The sequence below is a fragment of the Galbitalea sp. SE-J8 genome (assembly GCF_030345695.1).
Taxonomy (GTDB): Bacteria; Actinomycetota; Actinomycetes; order Actinomycetales; family Microbacteriaceae; genus JAUASV01.
This window is the reverse complement of sequence record NZ_JAUASV010000008.1, coordinates 94,585-112,373: the sequence shown is the minus strand read 5'-3', so window position 1 is coordinate 112,373 and position 17,789 is coordinate 94,585. Positions and strand designations below refer to the sequence as shown.

The 17,789-nt window shown below is 73.9% G+C and carries 14 protein-coding genes; 7 read left to right on the top strand and 7 right to left on the bottom strand.

Features of this window, described 5'->3' with window-relative positions; genetic code table 11:
* Window positions 1–104 precede the first annotated feature (104 nt).
* Window positions 105–1,325: an allantoate amidohydrolase gene (locus QT381_RS07550; RefSeq protein WP_289248240.1), complete on the top strand. Its 1,221-nt coding sequence runs from the start codon at window positions 105–107 to the stop codon at window positions 1,323–1,325.
* The gene (locus QT381_RS07545; RefSeq protein WP_289248239.1) at window positions 1,322–2,287 is read left to right on the top strand and encodes a MurR/RpiR family transcriptional regulator; all 966 of its coding nucleotides are present in this window, start codon (window positions 1,322–1,324) and stop codon (window positions 2,285–2,287) included. The genes QT381_RS07550 and QT381_RS07545 overlap by 4 nt, the downstream gene beginning before the upstream one ends.
* Before the next feature lie 854 nt (window positions 2,288–3,141).
* Here the strand turns inward: QT381_RS07545 and QT381_RS07540 are convergent.
* The gene (locus QT381_RS07540; protein WP_289248237.1) at window positions 3,142–3,831 is read right to left on the bottom strand and encodes a nucleotidyltransferase family protein; all 690 of its coding nucleotides are present in this window, start codon (window positions 3,829–3,831) and stop codon (window positions 3,142–3,144) included.
* Window positions 3,832–3,847: 16 nt separating this feature from the next.
* Between QT381_RS07540 and QT381_RS07535 the strand changes: the two genes are divergently transcribed.
* Both QT381_RS07535 and uraH read left to right on the top strand, forming a co-directional pair.
* Window positions 3,848–4,348 carry a 2-oxo-4-hydroxy-4-carboxy-5-ureidoimidazoline decarboxylase gene (locus QT381_RS07535; protein WP_289248236.1) on the top strand — a complete coding sequence of 167 codons (501 nt, stop codon included), beginning with the start codon at window positions 3,848–3,850 and terminating at the stop codon, window positions 4,346–4,348.
* A complete protein-coding gene (gene uraH, locus QT381_RS07530; RefSeq protein WP_289248235.1) occupies window positions 4,345–4,662 on the top strand; it encodes a hydroxyisourate hydrolase in 318 nt (105 codons plus the stop codon). The genes QT381_RS07535 and uraH overlap by 4 nt, the downstream gene beginning before the upstream one ends.
* A 704-nt stretch (window positions 4,663–5,366) precedes the next feature.
* Here the strand turns inward: uraH and QT381_RS07525 are convergent.
* Entirely contained in the window at window positions 5,367–5,570 is a 204-nt protein-coding gene (locus tag QT381_RS07525) for a hypothetical protein (RefSeq protein ID WP_289248234.1), read from the bottom strand.
* 206 nt (window positions 5,571–5,776) lie between these two features.
* Complete coding sequence (locus tag QT381_RS07520; RefSeq protein WP_289248233.1) at window positions 5,777–7,102, bottom strand: glycosyltransferase; 1,326 nt, start codon at window positions 7,100–7,102, stop codon at window positions 5,777–5,779.
* A 111-nt stretch (window positions 7,103–7,213) separates the two neighbouring features.
* Between QT381_RS07520 and QT381_RS07515 the strand changes: the two genes are divergently transcribed.
* Window positions 7,214–7,855, top strand: a complete 642-nt coding sequence (locus QT381_RS07515; RefSeq protein WP_289248232.1) for a TetR/AcrR family transcriptional regulator — start codon at window positions 7,214–7,216, stop codon at window positions 7,853–7,855.
* On the opposite strand, the gene QT381_RS07510 is transcribed toward QT381_RS07515, so the two are convergent.
* Window positions 7,852–11,040, bottom strand: a complete 3,189-nt coding sequence (locus QT381_RS07510) for an ATP-binding protein (RefSeq protein ID WP_289248230.1) — start codon at window positions 11,038–11,040, stop codon at window positions 7,852–7,854. The genes QT381_RS07515 and QT381_RS07510 overlap by 4 nt on opposite strands.
* Before the next feature lie 148 nt (window positions 11,041–11,188).
* Here QT381_RS07510 and QT381_RS07505 point away from each other — a divergent pair, with 148 nt between their 5' ends.
* A complete protein-coding gene (locus QT381_RS07505) occupies window positions 11,189–12,589 on the top strand; it encodes an FAD-binding oxidoreductase (RefSeq protein WP_289248229.1) in 1,401 nt (466 codons plus the stop codon).
* Window positions 12,589–12,777: a hypothetical protein gene (locus QT381_RS07500; RefSeq protein ID WP_289248227.1), complete on the top strand. Its 189-nt coding sequence runs from the start codon at window positions 12,589–12,591 to the stop codon at window positions 12,775–12,777. The genes QT381_RS07505 and QT381_RS07500 overlap by 1 nt, the downstream gene beginning before the upstream one ends.
* Window positions 12,778–13,038: 261 nt before the next feature.
* Here the strand turns inward: QT381_RS07500 and QT381_RS07495 are convergent, their stop codons facing one another.
* The 3 genes from QT381_RS07495 to QT381_RS07485 all read right to left on the bottom strand — a co-directional run bounded on the left by QT381_RS07495 (window position 13,039) and on the right by QT381_RS07485 (window position 17,545).
* Window positions 13,039–13,572: a nucleoside deaminase gene (locus QT381_RS07495; protein WP_289248226.1), complete on the bottom strand. Its 534-nt coding sequence runs from the start codon at window positions 13,570–13,572 to the stop codon at window positions 13,039–13,041.
* On the bottom strand, window positions 13,572–14,465 hold the full coding sequence (gene pucL / locus QT381_RS07490) for a factor-independent urate hydroxylase (RefSeq protein ID WP_289248225.1): 894 nt from the start codon (window positions 14,463–14,465) through the stop codon (window positions 13,572–13,574). The genes QT381_RS07495 and pucL overlap by 1 nt, the downstream gene beginning before the upstream one ends.
* A 200-nt stretch (window positions 14,466–14,665) precedes the next feature.
* Window positions 14,666–17,545, bottom strand: coding sequence for a pectate lyase-like domain-containing protein (locus QT381_RS07485; RefSeq protein ID WP_289248224.1), 2,880 nt, complete (start codon window positions 17,543–17,545; stop codon window positions 14,666–14,668).
* Window positions 17,546–17,789: the final 244 nt, after the last annotated feature.

Sequence of the window (17,789 nt, the reverse complement as noted above, 5' to 3'; positions counted from 1 at the left end):
GCTCGGCAGGCTCGGGGAGCGGGAGCGGGAGCGGGAGCGTCGGCTCGGGGAGCGGGAGTGTCGGCTCGGGGAGCGGCACGCCGGCGTTCGACGCCGACTGGATCATGGCCGCGGCCGACGAGCTCGCGACCCACTCGCGCAGCGCGACCGGCATCGACCGGCAGTACCTGACGCGCGAGCACGCCGCCGTGAACACGATCGCGGCCGGCTGGATGCGTGCGGCCGGCATGGAGACCTGGCAGGATGCCGCCGGCAACCAGTGCGGACGGCTCGAGGGCCGCGAGCCGGGCCTGCCCGCGCTCATCCTCGGCTCGCACCTCGACTCGGTGCCCGGCGCGGGGCGCTACGACGGCATCCTGGGCGTGCTCACCGCGATCGCCGCGGTCGCACGGCTGACCGCGGGCGAGCTGCCGTTCGCGGTCGAGGTCGTCGCGTTCGGCGACGAGGAGGGCACGCGCTACGGCCGCACCCTGCTCGGCTCGTTCGCGCTCGCCGGATCCTGGCAGCCGGCCTGGGCCGACGAGCTCGTCGACGCGACCGGCCTCGCGCTGCGCGCCGCGGCGACCGAGTTCGGCCTCGACCCCGACGCGATCGGCGAGGCGGCCCGCGAGCCTCACCAGGTGGTCGGCTACCTCGAGGTGCACATCGAGCAGGGTCCGATCCTCGAGCAGGAGGACCGGCGCCTCGCGGTCGTCACCTCGATCGCGGGCGCCCGCCGGATGATCTTCACGCTCACCGGCGACGCCCGGCACTGCGCGACGCCGTGGGCGCTGCGTCGCGACTCGCTCGTCGGCGCGTCCGAGGCGATCGTCGCGATCGAGCGCATCGGCAGGGAGCGCGACTCGCCCGTGACGGTCGGCCACATCCGCGTCGAACCGGATGCCGTCAACGTCATCCCGGGCGTCACCGAGTTCAGCCTCGACATCCGTGACGCCGAGGACGGGTCGCGCGACGCGACGCTCGCCGTCATCCGGGAGGAGATCGACCGGATCGCGGCCGCGCGCGGACTCGCCGTCGACGTGCGAGAGACCCACGCGGCATCCGCGACGCACTGCGCGCCGCACCTGCAGCGCGCGTTCGAGGCCGGCATCCGCGCGACCGGCGACGACGACCCGCGCTTCCTGTACAGCATCGCCGGCCACGACGCGATGGCCGTCGCGGCGCTCACGGACGTCGGGATGCTGTTCGTGCGCTGCGCGGGAGGCATCAGCCACAGCCCCGACGAGTCCGTACGCACGGATGACGTGGCCGCGGGGCTCGATGCGCTCGAGGTCGCGGTGCGCGCGCTCGCGGCCGAGCACGAGGGCGCGGGCGCGGCATCGTGACCGGGGCGACCGGGGTGCCGGGCGTCGGGGCGCCGGGGGTGCCCGGCGCTGGGGGGCCCGGGGTGCCGGGGGCCGCGGGCGCCGCGTCGGACCGCGTGGGCGCCGAGCCGGACGCGGGCGGGGACGGCGACGGCACGACCCGATCGCAGCTGAGCCTCGCGCAGCGGATCGACGCCGCATACCTCGACCTCACGCCGCAGGAGCAGCGCGCCGCCGACTTCATGCGCGTGCACCTGGCGGACCTCGCGGTGTACAACGCGACCGAGGTCGCTCGACTCTCGGGGGTGTCGAAGGCCACCGTGTCGCGGTTGTACCGCCGCCTGGGCTTCGAGAGCTCGGAGGACCTGCGCGAGCACGTGCGGTCCCTGCGCGCCGTGGGCACCCCCATCCCGAGCGAAGCGACCACGCCGCATGCGAGCCACCTGGAGCAGGAGGTCGCGAACCTGCGCGCCGCGCTCATCGGCATCGACGTCGTGGCGCCCGCGCGGACGATCGCGCGCGCCGGGCGAGTGCTCGTGATGGGGTTCCGCAACAGCTACCCGATGGCGCTGCACCTGCGGCAGCAGCTCGTGCAGGCGCGGCCCGCGGTCGAGATCCTGCCGCCGCCCGGGCAGAGCGTCGGCGAGGAGATCCCGGGACTGCAGGAGTCCGACGTCGTGTGCCTCATCGGGTTCCGTCGCCGGCCCGAGCCCTTCGGTCGGCTCGTCGCGGCGATCGCCGACAGTCCCGCGTCGCTTGTGCTGTTCACCGACCCGTCCGGGCGCAAGTACGCCCGCCTCGCCGAGCACCACATCGAGTGCCCGCTCGACACCGTCTCGGCGTTCGACTCGTACGCCGCGCCCGCGTCGATCATCGGGCTGCTCGCCTCGCACGTGCTCGCGGAGAACCTCCGCGACGGCGGACGGCGCATCGCGGCGATCAACGCCGTGTACCGGGAGATCGACGAGCTCGAAGGAGTCTGAGCGCGCGTCGGCCCGGGCCGCAGCTTTCGGGGCGTGGCGTTCGGGGTGTGCGGGGCGTGGTGTTCGGGGTGTGCGGGGCGTGGCGTTCGGGGTTGTGCGCGGCGCTGCGTTCGGGGTGTGCGGGGTGCTGGGTTCGCGGGTGCGCGGGGTGCTGCGTTCGGGGTTGTGCGCGGTGCTGGGTTCGGGGGTGCGCGGCGCTGCGTTCACGGAAATGCAGGATCGCGTGGGCTTCACCCGGGCGGGCATCCGCAGAATCACAGGGCTTCATTGCAGTGAGCAGGGCGGGGCTCCTGCATTTCCGTGGTCGGCGGGGTGTGCGGCGCTGGGTTCGGGGGTGTGTGGGGTGCTGGGTTCGGGGGTGCGCGGCGCTGCGTTCACGGAAATGCAGGATCGCGTGGGCTTCACCCGGGCGGGCATCCGCAGAATCACAGGGCTTTGTCGAAGCGAGCAGGGCGGGGCTCCTGCATTTCCGTGGTCCGCGGGGTGCGCGGCGCTGGGTTCGGGGTGTGCGGCGTGCCGCGTTCGGGGGTGTGCACAGCGCTGGGTTCGCGGGTGCGCGGCGCTGCGTTCACGGAAATGCAGGATCGCGTGGGCTTCACCCGGGCGGGCATCCGCAGAATCACAGGGCTTCGTCGAAGCGAGCAGGGCGGGGCTCCTGCATTTCCGTGGTCCGCGGGGTGTGTGATCGGCGGGGTGGGCTTCCGGTGGGATGTGTGGTCGGTGGGCGTGTGGTCGGTGGGGCGTGTGGTCGGTGGGCGTGTGGTCGGTGGGGCGTGGGGTCGGTGGGGGCTGCGGTCGGTGGGGTCCGCGTTACTCGGGACCGGCATCCGTGCGGATCAGGGGAAGCCGATCGATCATGATGCTGGCGGGCCGTCGTCGTCGCGGCCGTGCCAGAGGTCGCCGCATTCGACGCGCTCGGCGCCGTTCGCCTCGAGGTAGCGCTTCGCGCCGCGGTCGCCGCTCACCGTGTCTGCGATCGGGAGTCGGTGGTCGGCCCCGATGACGACCGGATGCCCGGGCCGCCCGCCGTAGACGGCCTGCACGAGAGCGGCCCTCGGCATCCGCTCGCGCGCCGCCGCCGCGATGGCGCGCTCGATGACGGTGTGCGGCATGTCCGGGTAGTCGACGAGGGTGACGACGGTGGCGTCGCTCGGGCCGGCGTTCTCGGCGGTGAGGTCCGTGTTCTCGGCGGTGGGGCCGGCGTTCTCGGCGGTGAGGGCATCGCTCGCGGCGAGCGGTCTCGAGCTATCGATCTGGTCGACCGAGTGGTCCCAATGCGGAGCACTCGCGGCCGCGGCGCGCAGGCCCGCGCGCAGGGACGCCGCCAGTCCCTCCGACCAGTCGTCGGCGACGACGATCCGGGCGCCGGCGGGCACGAGCGGGCGGGCCGCGTCGGCGGAGGCGCCGAGCACGACGATGACGTCGCGGCATCCGCTCTCGCGCAGCAGGGCGACCGTACGGGCGAGCACACCGGGGCGCAGCGCCTTCGGACCGCCCGCGCGCGTGCCCGCGCCGGCCGCGAGGATGAGGCCCGAGAAGCGCACGTCTAGAGTGAATCACGTGAGCCCAGACCCGATCGCGATCACCCCGGAGCGGGCGCGCGTCGCGCTCGCCGTCGAGCGCTGGGTCGCCGATGTCGAGGGGGAGTACCCCTCGCTCGACGCCGCGCTCCTCGCGGCCCGCAGCGCAGCGCCGCTGACCGAGTCCGAGATCGACGAGGCCGTCGCGCACCATCCGCGGATCGGCGAGAAGCCCACCGGTGCGGGCGCGTCCGCCCAGTTCAGCCGCCGTGAGCAGGCCTCCGCCGCGGACGCCGACGACGCGATCGTCAACGCCGCGATCGCCGCCGGCAACCGTGTCTACGAGGAGCGCTTCGGACGCGTGTTCATCATCCGAGCGGCCGGACGCAGCCGCGCCGAGATCCTCGCCGAGCTCGAACGCCGCCTCGCCCTCGACCCCGCCGACGAGCTGCCGATCGTGGGGGAGCAGCTCGTCGAGATCGCGCTGCTGCGGCTCGAGAGCTCGCTCGCCGAGGCCGTCGCGAGCGGAGCGACGGCATGAGTCACGTCACGACGCACGTGCTCGATGCCGCATCCGGTCGCCCCGCGGCGGGAGTCGCGGTCGTGCTCGTCGACGACGCCGGACGGTCGCTCGCCCAGGGCGTGACGGATGCCGACGGTCGCGTCGCGCAGTTCGGTCCCGATCGGCTCGAACCCGGCGTGTACCGCGTGGTGTTCGACACGGACGGGTACTTCGGGGACACGCCGCACTTCCACCCGTACGTGGCCATCGACTTCCGCGTGAGAGGACCGGAGCATTACCACGTGCCGCTGCTGCTCAGCCCGTTCGCGTACTCCACGTACCGCGGCTCGTAGCCAGCGAGGTGCCGATGGCTGAGGAGGCGCGCCGGCGCCGTCTCGAAGCCTGACTCGGTGCCCGTCTCGATGCCCGTCTCGATGCCTGTCTCGGGGTGGGTTCGGTGCCTGTCTCGGTGCCTGTCTCGGTGCCTGTCTCGGGGTGGCTTCGAGGGGTGGCTTCGAGGCGTGGGTTCGAGGCGCGGCTTCGAGACGTGGCGCAGCGAACGGCCCGGCACCGCGCGGCGCGGCGCGGTCGAGCGCCGATGCGCGCGGCGCGGCACGGTCGAGCGCCGACATCACGGAAATGCAGGAGCGCGGCGCGGCGCACGCGCGCCCAGCCCCGGTATCACGCGAGCGTCTCTGCGGTGAGGCTCGGGTGCTCCTGCATTTCCGTGATCCAGGGACGGGTTTCCGCGCTGGGGCCGCGCAGGGCGGCACGCCCGGAGGAGCGGTGCCGGCGTCACACCCCGCTGGTCGAGGAGCGCCCGAGCGCAGCGAGGACGCGTCTCGAAACCACACGCCCGCCGGAACGATCCGTGGTGGTCTCGAGCGCCGACATCACGGAAATGCAGGAGCGCAGCGCGGCGCGCGCGCGCCCAGCCCCGGTATCACGCGAGCGTCTCTGCGGTGATGCTCGGATGCTCCGGCATTTCCGTGATCGCGGGAGGGGGTTCCGCGGTGGGGCGCCGCTGGGCGGCGCGCCCGGAGGAGCGGTGCCGGCGTCACGCCCCGCTGGTCGAGGAGCGCCCGAGCGCAGCGAACGGCCCGGCACCGCGCGGCCCGGCACCGCGCGGCCCGGCACCGCGCGGCGCGGCGCGGCGCAGCGAACGGCCCGGCACCGCGCGGCCCGGCACGGTCGAGCGCCGATACGGCGCGGCGGGGTCGAGCGCCGATACGCGCGGCGCGGCACGGTCGAGCGCCGACACGGTCGAGCGCCGACATCACGGAAATGCAGGAGCGCAGCGCGGCGCGCGCGAGCCCAGCCCCGGTATCACGCGAGCGTCTCTGCGGTGATGCTCGGATGCTCCTGCATTTCCGTGATCGCGGGAAGGGGTTCCGCGATGGGGCTCGCTGTGCTCGCGCGCTCCTCGGCCAGCGGAGCAGCGGAGCAGCGGAGCCGCGGCGCCGCGCGTCAGGCGCGCACGCGGCCAGCCGCGAGCTCCTCGACGAGCGGCACGATGCCGGGCGCGCCCGGGAAGACGGCGATCTCGCGGGCGATGCGCTGCGCGTTCGAGCGGTAGGAGGCATCCGTCAGCACCTCGTCCACGGCGACGCGCACCCGCTCGGGCGTCGCGACCTGCGTCCTGAGGTTCACCCCGACGCCGGACCAGGCGATGCGGGCGCTCACCTCGACCTTGTCCTCGGTCTGCCCGGCGACGACGAGCGGCACACCCTGCTCGAGCGCGTAGTGCACGCCGCCGTACCCGCCGTTCGTCACCATCACGTCGACGCGCGGCAACAGCCGGTCGTAGGGCAGGAACTCGGTGATGCGCAGGTTCGCGGGCACCGGCTCGAGCGCGTCGGTGACGAGGCGGATGTCGCGGCGTCCGGTCGAGGCGACCACGATCACGTCGTCCCGGTCGGCGAGCGCCTGCACGGTCGGGATGACGAGGTCGCCGAAGCTCGCGGTCGCGACGGTGCCCTGGGTGACGTGCACGACGGTCTTGCCGTCGAGGTCGCCCCACCACTCGGGCAGACCGGCGGTCGACGGCGCGACGCTGCGGGCGGTCGCGACCGGCCCGAGGAAGCGCACGCTGCGGCTCAGTGTCGGGCGGGGGTACTCGAAGCCCGGCACGGTGAACTGCGCGATCGCGTCGGCGGTCGATGACGCGTTCATGAAGAACGTGCCGGTGCCGTCGACGCCGACCGCGCGCATCGCGGCGTCGACGTCCCGCTGCAGGGCGCCGAACACGATCCGCTGCGCGATGACGCGCAGGACCGCGTTGCGGATGCGGCCGCCGACCCCCGGCCTCGGTGCGACACCGAGCCCGGCGGGCGCGACATCCGGGTCGTCGGCGTACAGCGGGAAGATGCCGAGCGAGACGACCGGCACGCGCTCGGCGCGCGGACGCCGGGCGTACGCGGTCGCGCCGAGGAACAGGATCTCGTTCGCGACGACGTCCACGTCGTGCTCGGCGATCGCGGCGTCGAGCGCGGCGAGCTGTGCCGGCACGGGCGGCAGGAACAGGTTCCGCACGTCGAACATGAACGCCTTCGGGCCGACGAGCCCGACACGGCCGGGGTGCAGCTCGTCGATGCGCTCGTCGTCGAAGTCGGCCCCGGCGGGCAGCGGCAGGAACTCGGCGCCGGCGGCGCGCACGGTGTCGGCGAACTTCGCTCCGGTGAGGAACAGCACGCGGTGGCCGGCATCCGTCAGGGCGCGAGCGACCTGGCCGAGCGGCGCGATGTGCGCGTGCACGGGCGTGCTCGCGATGAGGATGGTGCGGGCGGTGGGCATGGGGTCTTCCTAACGATGGGAACGGATGTCGAGGGCGCGTCGCCATTGGAGCGCACGCCACAGTATTCACCCGTATGGCATACTGGTCAACATGGAATCCGGAGCGGACCGATGAGCACCGACGACAAGCGGCCCTACCGGTCGGCCCTGCGCGAGGAGCACGCGGCCGCGACGCGCGCCCGCGTGCTCGACGCCGCGGCGGAGTGCTTCACCGAGACCGGATACCAGGGCACGTCGCTCGCCGCGATCGCCCGGCGGGCCGGCGTCTCGGTCGACACCGTGCAGGCGACCGGGGCCAAACGCGACCTGCTGCTCGGCGCGTTCGAGCGCACCTTCGTGGGCGTCGAGACCCGCGACATCACGCGGGGCGACACGCACGTCGCGCGACTCATCGGCATCGAGGACCCGCGGGAGATGCTCGCCGCGATGAACGCCGAGACGGTCGCGGCCACCGGACGGGTGCGCGCGCTGTGGTGGGCGTTCCGCGGCGCGGCGGCCTCCGACGAGGGCGTGCAGGAGATCCTCCACGGCCTGCTCGAGCGCCGGCACCGCGACTTCCGGGCGTTCGTCGACGTGCTGCGCGGCAAGGGCGTCGTTATCCCCGACGGCGAGCGCGTCGCGGTCGAGGCCGAGCTCGCGCTCGCGCCCGAGACCTATGCCCACTTCGTCGACGACCACGGCTGGACCCAGGAGCGCTACCGCGACTGGGCCGTCGAGCGGGTCGCCGCGCTCGTGTTCGCGCCCGGCTCCTAGCGCAGGGTCCAGAGCGGGGCGACGCCGAGGCCCGCCGCGACGCGCGCCGTCAGGGCGGCGGCGACCGCCGCATCCGCGTCCGCGCGCACCGGGTCGCCGAGCGCCGCCGCGAGCCGCGACGTGAGCGCGGCGGTCGGTCCGAGCACGACCGTTCCGGTGCCGAGGATCGAGATCGCGTCGCGCTGGCTGGCGAGCAGCTCGTCGATGCGCGCGTGAAACGGCAGGTCGAGGGCCAGGGCGACCTCGGCGGCCGAGACCCACTCCCACTCGCTCGCCCAGTGCCGCTGCGGGAACGCGACGGAGAGCCCCCAGCGCGCGATCGCCGCTCGCGCGCCGCGCTCGTCCCCGGACTCGGCGAGGGCGGATGCCGCCGCCCACCGCAGCAGGTGCTGCGAGTCCCGCTCGGCGCGGTCCACGAGCGCGCCGACCATCGTGTCGACGCGTCCGGTGAGCCGCGCGATCTGCAGGCTCTGCGTGAGCCAGGTGATCTCGGTGCCCCACAGCGTCGTTCGGCGGAACTCCGCCGCCGCACGCTCGCCGAGGTCCGTGGCGGCGTCGAGGTCGCCGCGCACGATCGCCATCGCGGCGCGCACGGAGTGCACCTGCGCGGTCAGCTCCGGGTAGCCCAGGCGCGGCGCGATCCACCAGGCGCGCGCGATGTCCTCGTCGCAGCGCTCCACGTCGCCGTGCCGCAGCGAGAGGTAGGCGCGCTGGATGAGCGCGATCGTCTCCTCGTGCGGCGGCAGCCCCGGCACGGCGAGGGTCTGCTCCGCGGCCTCGAGGCGCTCGGGCTCGTGGCCGGGGAAGAACGACGCGACCATGCGGTTGTTGAGCGTGCGGGAGAGCAGCGCGGGATCTCCCGTGCCGCGCGCGAGCTCGACCGCCCTCGCGGAGACCTCGAGGCACTGGTCGGCATCGCCCGTGAAGAACAGCTCGACGGCGAGCGTGCCCAGCAGCCGGGCGCGCTGGGCATCGGACAGCTCGCCGGCGAGGAAGCCCCGGATCTCGCCGATCGTCTCCGGGTCGACGTCGCCGTAGTGCCGCCAGTTCCACAGCGCGACGCTGCCCAGCAGGCTGATCGTGCGGCGCACGAGCTCGTCGTCGCCGATGCGCCGGGCGAGCGCGAGCGCCTGCTTCACCGCGGTCAGCGCGCCCTCGACGTCGCCCGACGACCGGCGCTCGGACGCGAGCCGCATGGTCACCTTCCAGCGCCGGCGCCGCAGCTCCTCGCCCGGGCGCAGGCAGGCGAGGGCACGGCCGCGGTGCACGGCGGCCGCCGCGAACGCGAGTCGCGCGATCGCCGCATCCGCCGCGTCCATGCACGCGCCGAACGCCTCGTCGGAGGGTTCGCCGGCGGCCGCCTCGAACAGGTGGTCGGCGAGCCGCTCGCGGTGCGGGTCGAGGTGCTCGGCGTGCACCCGGCGGATCGCGGCCGCGAGGTCGGCGTGCAGCCGTGGCCGGTCGCCGAACGGCACGGATGCCACGATCGCGTCCCGCACGAGGTCGTGCGCGAAGAACAGCGCCGCGGCGTCCGCGCGCAGGATGCCCTCGTCGAGCGCCGGCTGCAGGGCGGCGGCCGCGTCGACCGCGGTGAGCCCGGACGCCGCCGCGATGACCGCGACGTCGACGGCGCGCGCATCCGTGGCCGCGGCGCGCAGCAGCGTCGTCGTGACGGCTGGCATCGCCGCGAGGCGCTGGCCGACGAGGTCGGTGACGGTCGCGGGCACGCCGTCGCCCGCGGCGGCGATGAGTTCGGCGAGGTAGAACGGGTTGCCGCCGGAGCGCTCCAGCAGCTCGGCCGCGTCGCGCTCGCCCGCGCCCGACTCGGCCGCGATCGCGCTCACCGCGTCGAGGCCGAGGGGCAGCAGCAGGCGGCGGTCGACGACATCCTCCCGCGCCATTCCGGCGAGCAGCGAGTCGATCGAGGCCCGCCGCGCGTGTCCGGTGCGCACGGTCACGATGACCGCGATGCGCCGTGCACGGATGTTCTGCACGAGCAGCGCGAGCGTCTCCAGCGCGCCCTCGTCGGCCCACTGCAGGTCGTCGACGACGAGCAGGAGCGGCTCGCGCCGGGTCGCCTCGAGCACGGCCGCGACGATCGCCTCGTGCAGCCGGAAGCGCCGCGTCGCGTCGTCGGCGTCGCCCGCGAGCGAGCGGATGATCGCGGCGCCCGCGCGCGGCTCGGCGTCGTGTGCGCGGGACAGGTCGGCGAGCGCGAGCTCCCACACCCAGAGCGGCGGCGTGCCCGGGCCGTCGCTCGCGCGGGCCCAGACCACGCGGATGCCGCGATCCCGCGCGAGGTCGGCCGCGTACTCGGCGACCCGCGTCTTGCCGATGCCGGGCTCGCCCTCCAGCACGACCGCGCGGCCGAGCTGGGCGATCGCAGCGCGCACGAGGGCCACCTCGCCGTCGCGGCCGATCGGCGCCGGGTGCTCGAGCGCCGGGTCGTCGAGCGCGATGAGCTCGGAGCGCAGCGCCTGCAGGTCCGGGCCCGGGTCGAGGCCGAGCTCGTGTCGCACGGCCCGACGCGCGTCGTCGAGAGCGGCGAGCGCCTCGTCCCGGCGTCGCGCGGCGGCGAGCGCGCGGGCCAGCACGAGCACGGATGCCTCGTCGAGCGGCTGCTCGTCGACGAGCTCCCGCGCCGCCTCCGCGGCCTCCACGACCCGGCCGATGCCGAGCAGGGCCGCGGCGCGCAGGGATCGCGCCCGACGGTGCATCCGGGTGAGGCGCTCGGCCTCGCGGTCGAGGAGCGGGGTGTCCGCGGCGCCCTCGAACGGGGAGCCGCGCCACAGCGCGAGCGCGGCCCGGGCGCTGCCGACCGCGGCGATCCAGCGGGCGTCCGCGGCATCCGTCTCGGCGGTCGCGACGAGCGCCTCGAAGCGGGAGGCGTCCGTGCGTGCGCCCGCGAGCAGGTAGCCGGGCGCGCGGGCGACGACCGCTGCGGCGCCCGCGCCGAGCGCCTTGCGCAGCCGGGAGACGAGCACGTAGACCGCGCCGAGGCCCGTGGCAGGCGGCTCGTGGGGCCACAGCTCGTCGAGCAGCCGGTCGGCGCTCACGACGAGTCCGTCGCCGAGGGCGAGCACGGCGAGCAGTGCGGCCACCCGGCCGGACTGCACGGGGACGCCGCCGACCTCGACCGGGCCGAGCAGGCGCACGTCGAGCGGCACGACATCGGTGTCGGCCACGCAGCCCCCTTTCACGCACCTTGCACGGATCGATCGGCCGGGCGCTCGCCCGTGAAAGGGCGGTGGAAGGCGCCCCTGGGAGAACTGTTCCGCACGAACCGTGCACCCATTGTGCAAGACCCGCACCCGTATCGAGAAAGCGAACCTCATGTCCTCCCCCGTCTTCCCCGACACCACGACCGGCGCCGTCGCCCACGACCGCCTCCGCGCGCTCGGCGTCGCGTCGCTGCTCGTCCCCGGCGACGCCGGATACCCGGCCGCGATCGCCGGCTTCAACCTGCGTGTCGCGCACCGCCCCGACCTCGTCGTCGCCGCGTCGAGCGCCGCCGACATCGCCCACGCCGTGCGGGTTGCGGGCGAGCTCGACCTGTCCGTCACGGTGCTCGGCCTCGGCCACGGCATCCAGCGCGTCGTCGACGGCGGCATCCTGATCACCACGACCGGCCTCGCGAGCGTCACGGTCGACCCGGGGCAGCGCACGGCGCGCGTCGGCGCCGGCACGCAGTGGCAGGCGGTGCTCGACGCCGCGACCCCGCACGGGCTCGCGCCGCTGTGCGGCTCGTCACCCCTCGTCGGCGTCGTCGGCTACCTGCTCGGCGGCGGCGTCGGGCCGGTCGCCCGCAGCTACGGCTTCGCGGCCGACCACGTGCGCGAGCTCGAGGTCGTGACCGGCACGGGCGACATCGTGCGCGCCGACCCCACGACCGATCCGGAGCTGTTCTGGGCGCTCCGCGGCGGCAAGCACGGACTCGGCATCGTGACCGAGGTCGTGCTCGACCTCGTGCCGCTCGCGACGGTGTTCGCGGGCGGGCTGTTCTTCCCCGCCTCGCAGGCCCGCGCCGTGCTGCAGACCTGGGCGGAGTGGTCGGCGACCGTGTCGGACTCGGTCACGACATCCGTCGCCGTGCTGCGCCTGCCGCCGCTGCCGCACCTGCCCGAGCCGCTGCGCGGACAGACCGTCGTGCACGTGCGCGTCGCCATCGTGACGGATGACGCGGACGCCGCCGAGCGCATCGTCGCCCCGCTGCGCGCCGTCGGCCCGCGCCTCATCGACGCGGTCACCGAGCTGCCCTACGCGCAGATCGCGATGGTGCACCAGGACCCGACCGAGCCCATGCCGATCGTCGAGGGCGGAGCGCTGCTCTCGGACCTCGACGCGGATGCCGTGGACGCTCTGCTCGCGGCCGCCGGCCCGCAGGCGGACGTGCCGCTCGTGATGGTCGAGCTGCGCCGGCTCGGCGGTGCGCTCGGTCGCGAGCCGCGGCATCCGAACGCCGTTCCCGGACGCGACGCCGCGTACAGCGTGTTCGTCATCGGCGCGCCGGTTCCCGAGCTGTTCCCGGTGCTGCCGGGCATCATCCGCGGCGTGCTCGCGGCGCTCACCCCGTGGCGCTCCCCGCGTTCGCTGCCGAACTTCCTCGGTTCGGCGAACGTCGCCGCCGACTACCGGGGCGCGTGGGACCCGGAGACCCGGGCTCGTCTCGACGCGGTGCGCGCGGCCGTCGACCCGCGCGGCGTGTTCGGATTCGACCCCGAGGGGGTGAACTGATGACCCACGACCTCACGACGTTCGCCTCGCCGGACGACTTCGAGTACCTCGCGCTCCTGGAGTTCGAGCGCGCCGAGGCGCGCCGCATCGCCCGTCGCGTGCAGTTCGCACGACAGCTCGCGCGGGAGAGCGTCCGGCAGCAGGTCGCGTACTCGGGCCTCGAACGCGGCCCGCTCGCGATCCGCTGAGCCGCCGCTCGCGATCCGCTGAGCCGCCGCTCGGGCTCCGCCGAGGCGCCGCTCGGGCTCATGCCCGAAGGGAGCGTCGCGTCTCGAGACCGCTGCCTCCTTCGCTGGTCGAGGAGCGCCGCGACCTTCGCGAGACCGCTGCCTCTTTCGCTGGTCGAGGAGCGCCGCGACCGAAGGGAGCGTCGCGTCTCGAGACCACGGTTCGCCGAAGGATCCGGGGGCGGACTCGCCGCGCCCCCCGACCCGCTCCGGGAGCGGCCCTCAGTAGTCGGTGCGGGCGCCGTGCGCGTTCCAGGCCTCGAACGGGGCCGCGGCATTGGCGGGCCGCACGCCCTCGATCGGCAGGTGCCAGGTCTCGCGCGGGGCGGCGAACAGGTCGTAGAACGCGCGGTCGTCGAAGCCGCCGACCGCGGCGTCGTGCCGGTCGGCGGCGTACACCACGCGGTCCAGGCGGGCCCAGAGCGACGCCGCCATGCACAGCGGGCACGGCTCGCACGACGTGTAGAGCGTGTAGCCCGCGAGCGAGAAGTCGCCGATCGCCTGGCACGCGGCGCGGATCGCCATGACCTCCGCGTGCGCGGTCGGGTCGAGGTTCGGCGTGACGCGGTTCTGGCCCTCGGCGACGAGCACGCCGTCCTTCACGATGACCGCGCCGAACGGGCCGCCGCCCTGCGCGACGTTCTCGACCGCGAGCTCGATGGCGCGGGCGAGCCAGCGCGCGTCCCGCTCGTCGGCTGAGCCGGTCGCTGCCGGGCGTGCGCCGTCCGCAGCGGATGCGGCGGCATCCGTCGTCATCACGCCGCTCCGAGCGAGGGCGTCCAGGCCGCGCCGGCATCCGGGGCGTCGTCGCGCGACACGGTCGCCTCGATGAGTCCGTACGGGCGGTCGTCGGCGTGGAACACCTCGTTGACGCTGTCGATGCCCCAGCGGCCGAGGTTGTAGTCGAAGTGGTGCTTGTTGGGCGCCTGGAACCGGATCTCGACGATCTCCGGCACCGCCTCGAGCACCGCGGTGCCCATGTGGAACAGCGTCTGCTGCAGCGCGAGCGACTGGAGCGTCGCGAACTGCTTCACGAGCTCGCGCTTGACGATCGGGTAGACCGCCTCCCAGTCCACGTCGACCGTGCCGAAGCGCCACTTCGCGATGAGCGAGGTCGCCATCACGCGGTCGTCCGTCGGCTGGAGCGTCGTGTACTCGTCGACGAGGAAGTCGTGGAACTCGCTGCCCGTGGACTTGAGCAGCACGAGGTCCTTGAGGCCCCCGATGACGTACTCGCCCGTCGCGTCGACGGTGATCGCGGCGGTGCGCACCTCCTGGCCCTTGCGCAGGAAGGTGTGATCGTGCTCGGAGCCGTCGACGATCGCGCGCTCCCAGGCGTACTCCTCGATCTCGATGCGGGCGCCCTCGACGGGCTCGACGTCGTGCACGAAGTGCCGGGCGAGCGCGAGTCCGTAGGCCTCCGGCGAGTCGATGCCGACCGTCTTCGCGTAGATGTAGGCGGTGTTCTTCTGCGTGTCGGTCGGCAGCACCATCGACTGGTCGCCCTCGAGGTAGGCGGGGTCGAACGGTCCGCGCAGCGCCGTGGTCACGTTGAGGTCGCGGATCTCGTGCCGCGGGGTGTCGCGGTAGATGCGCACGACCCGGTTCTCGCCTTTGCCGTACTGGTTGCCGCTGAGGATGATCGCCATGCCGCCATCGTCGCACCGGCGCGTGACGCGGATGTTTCAGACCACGCCCGCGGACGACGGATGCCGCCGGCGCGAGGTCTCCCGTCGCGCCGGCGGCCCGTGGCCCACGTGAGGACGATCTGCGCGCATGAGGACGGTCCGCGTCGTCCTCACGCGCGCAGATCGTCCTCACACGCGGAAATGGGGGCGGGCGGGCGGGGCTACCTCACCCGCTTCGACGCGCTCGTCCTCGACGCCGTGGCGTACCCCAGCCGTTTGCCGGTCACGGTGACCGTGAGCTTCCGGTGGCGGTCGGCCTTCGTGAGGGTGTAGCCCGCGCGGGTGGCCTTCGCGATGGCGACGCCGTTGCGGTACCAGCGGTAGCTCAGCGTCACCTTCGCGCCCCAGCTTCCGGTCTTCACCGTGAGCTTCTTGCCGACCTTCGCGGTGCCCGCGATCTTCGGCTTCGGCGTCCTGGGCAGCGCCTTGAGCAGCGTCACCGCCGGGCTCACGACGGACGCGGCGGGCAGCCCCGCGGCAGTGCCGGTCACGCGCACGGAGATCGATCGTCCGGCGTCGGCGGCCTTCAGCCGGTAGCTCGCGCCGACGGCGCCCGCGATCGGCTTCCCGCCGCGGAGCCACTGGTAGGCGAGCGTCACGGTCGCGGTGCCCCAGGAGCCGGTGCGGGCCGTGAGCGTCGAACCGACCTTCGGGGTGCCGCTGACCGCGACCGGCGACGGCGTGATCGTGACGCCCGTCGCCGCGGCGCTGCCGACCGACGACACGTTGCCCGCGGCATCCGTCGCCCGGAAGCTCACGACGGCACTGCCCGCGGGCACGGCGACGGGCCCGCTGTACGCGGTCCACGCGCCCGAGCCGACGGCGTATTCGATCGAGGCGAGACCGGAGGTGGCGTCGGTCGCGCTCACCGACACGGCGGCGGATGCGGTGTTCGCGCCGCTCACGGACGCCGTGACCTGCGGCGCGGTGCCGTCGACCCGGCCCGACCAGGACACGATCGCCGAGTCGTTGCCCGAGTCGTCGGTCGCCCGCACGTCGAGCGTGTGCTCGCCGTCGGAGAGCACGATGGGAGCGGAGGAGGCCGTCCAGGCGCCGCCGTCGAGGCGGTAGCGCACCGAGGGGGCGGGCCGGAAGTCGTCCGTCGCGCCGGGCGTGACGGTGACGCCCCGGTACCAGCCGTTCGGGCCGTCGGGCGCGGGCTTCGACGCGGTGATCGTCGCGGTCGGCGCCGTCGTGTCCACCGGGGCGTAGGCGATGAGCTGCTGGGCCGCGCCGGAGACCGTCGCCGCCGCGCCCTGGTCGTTGACGATGTGACGGATGCCGCCGTCGCCGTTGAGCAGGACCGAGCTGATCGACTGGAACCGCACCCTCCTCGAGACGGGAGCCTGCACACCGCTCTCGGCGAAGATGTCCACGCCCTCGTTGAAGAACGAGTAGACGCCGAGGCCGATGGCCCGGTGATCGGTGACCGAGTCGGCCACCCGGTACGACGCGTAGCCTGCGCGGTCGCCGTCGTTCCAGCTCGCCTGGTCGGGAACGTCGTAGGGGATCTCGCTCTGGTAGAACACGGTGCGGCCGCGTTCGCCGTTCCAGATCACCTGGTTCTTCTGGTAGTGCTCGACGAACAGCCCGAGGGCCGTGACGTCGTCGCCGTTGACCACGACGCCGGTGTCGGCGGTGTTCTGCGCCCAGCCGACGCCCGTGCCGTGGTCGGCGCGCCAGGCCCAGATGTCGTCGAGGATGACGTGGTCGCTGTTGATCTCGAAGCTCACACTCGCGCGCCCGGCGTGCGGTCCGCCGATGCGCACGAACATGTCGGTGAGCGTCGTCGGATTCGTGGCGTGCGACGCCGCGGAACCCACCTCGCCGATCTGCACGAGGTTCGGCGAGGTCACCGCTCCGGCGTCGATCGTGAGACCGGACAGCTGCACCCCCGAGACGTCGTCGACCGTGATGGCCGAGGTGCCGGCGGTCGGCACGAGGGTGGCCATGCCGAGGCCGAGCACGACCGTGTTCGGCTCGGTCACGCGGATCGGCGCGTCGAGGGAGTACACGCCCGGCGTGACGAGCAGGTTCTTGCCGATGGCGAGCGCGTGGTTGATGGTCGCCGCGGTGTCGCCCGGGTGCGCGAGGTAGAACTCGTCGATCGGGATGCTGCGGCCGTCAGCACTCCAGTCGGCACCGCGCGCGCCGGTGCGCAACGCCGGCGCGAACACCGAGTACGCGCCCGTGCCGTCGACGGTGAGGAACGGTGCCGAACGGCTCACGTCGGTGGAGCCGACCGTGGTGATCCGGCCGGTGCCGCCTGTGACGGGCTGTCCGAAGTCGGTGGCGCGAGCGCCCTCGACGCCGGAGAACACCTCGTTCCACACGCCGTTGTCCGACGAGCCGATGCTGCTGTCGCGCGTGAACCACTGCTGCTGCGAGCCGAAGGTGAGCGCGTCGTCGACCACCGAGTCGCCGAGGTAGCCGCCGCTCGAGTATCCGCCGAAGCGCGGCATGAGGGTGAGGCTGCCGGCGACGTGCACGCGGCGCAGGGGCGAGGCTTGGGAGACGGCCCAGCGCAGGGTGTTCGGGTCGGTCGTGCCCTCGGGCTCCATGATGCCGTCGGGGTCCGACTCGCTCGGATAGCAGACGCCCGCGACGCCGGTGTCCCCGGGGACCGGGCGCTGGATCGGGTTGATGGCGAGGTTGCTCATCGAGCGCCAGAAGTTGGTGAGCGCGGTGTCGGCCTCGCCGCCGCCGTCCCAGGGGCACGACGTCGCAGGCGGACGGCCCTCGGCGTGGATCGCGCCGTTGATGACGACGTCGTCGGGCGACGAGCCGAGACCGGCGATCTGCGTGTAGTAGCCGACCTGCGCGTTGATGATGCCCGTCGCGGTGGACGGATCGGCGGCGCCCGCGGCACTGCCGTAGACGCCGGGCGAGAACAGGAATGCGTGCCGGTTCATGCTGAACTCGCTCTCGTTCGAGGCGGCGGCGAGCGCGGCGTTGATGTCGTCGACCGACTGGTCGGGGGTGAAGATCACGACGTTGGGGCCGAAGTCCGGTTCCGGATCGGCGGCGAGGGCCGGGGACATCCCCGAGCCGACGAGAGCTGCGGCGACGGCCGCGGCGGATACTGCGATCGCTCGCGACCGGGCGGCCGGGCGACGTGCGTCTCGATGCACGAGTTCTCCTTCGAACATGGATCGACGACGCCTCATCGTCGAGACGCCGTGGCCGCACTGTAGCCGACTTTCTTACTGGACAGTAAGTAATTTCGAGCAGACCGCATCCGCCGGCACGGTCGTGGCCCGTGTGAGGACGATCTGCGCGCGTGAG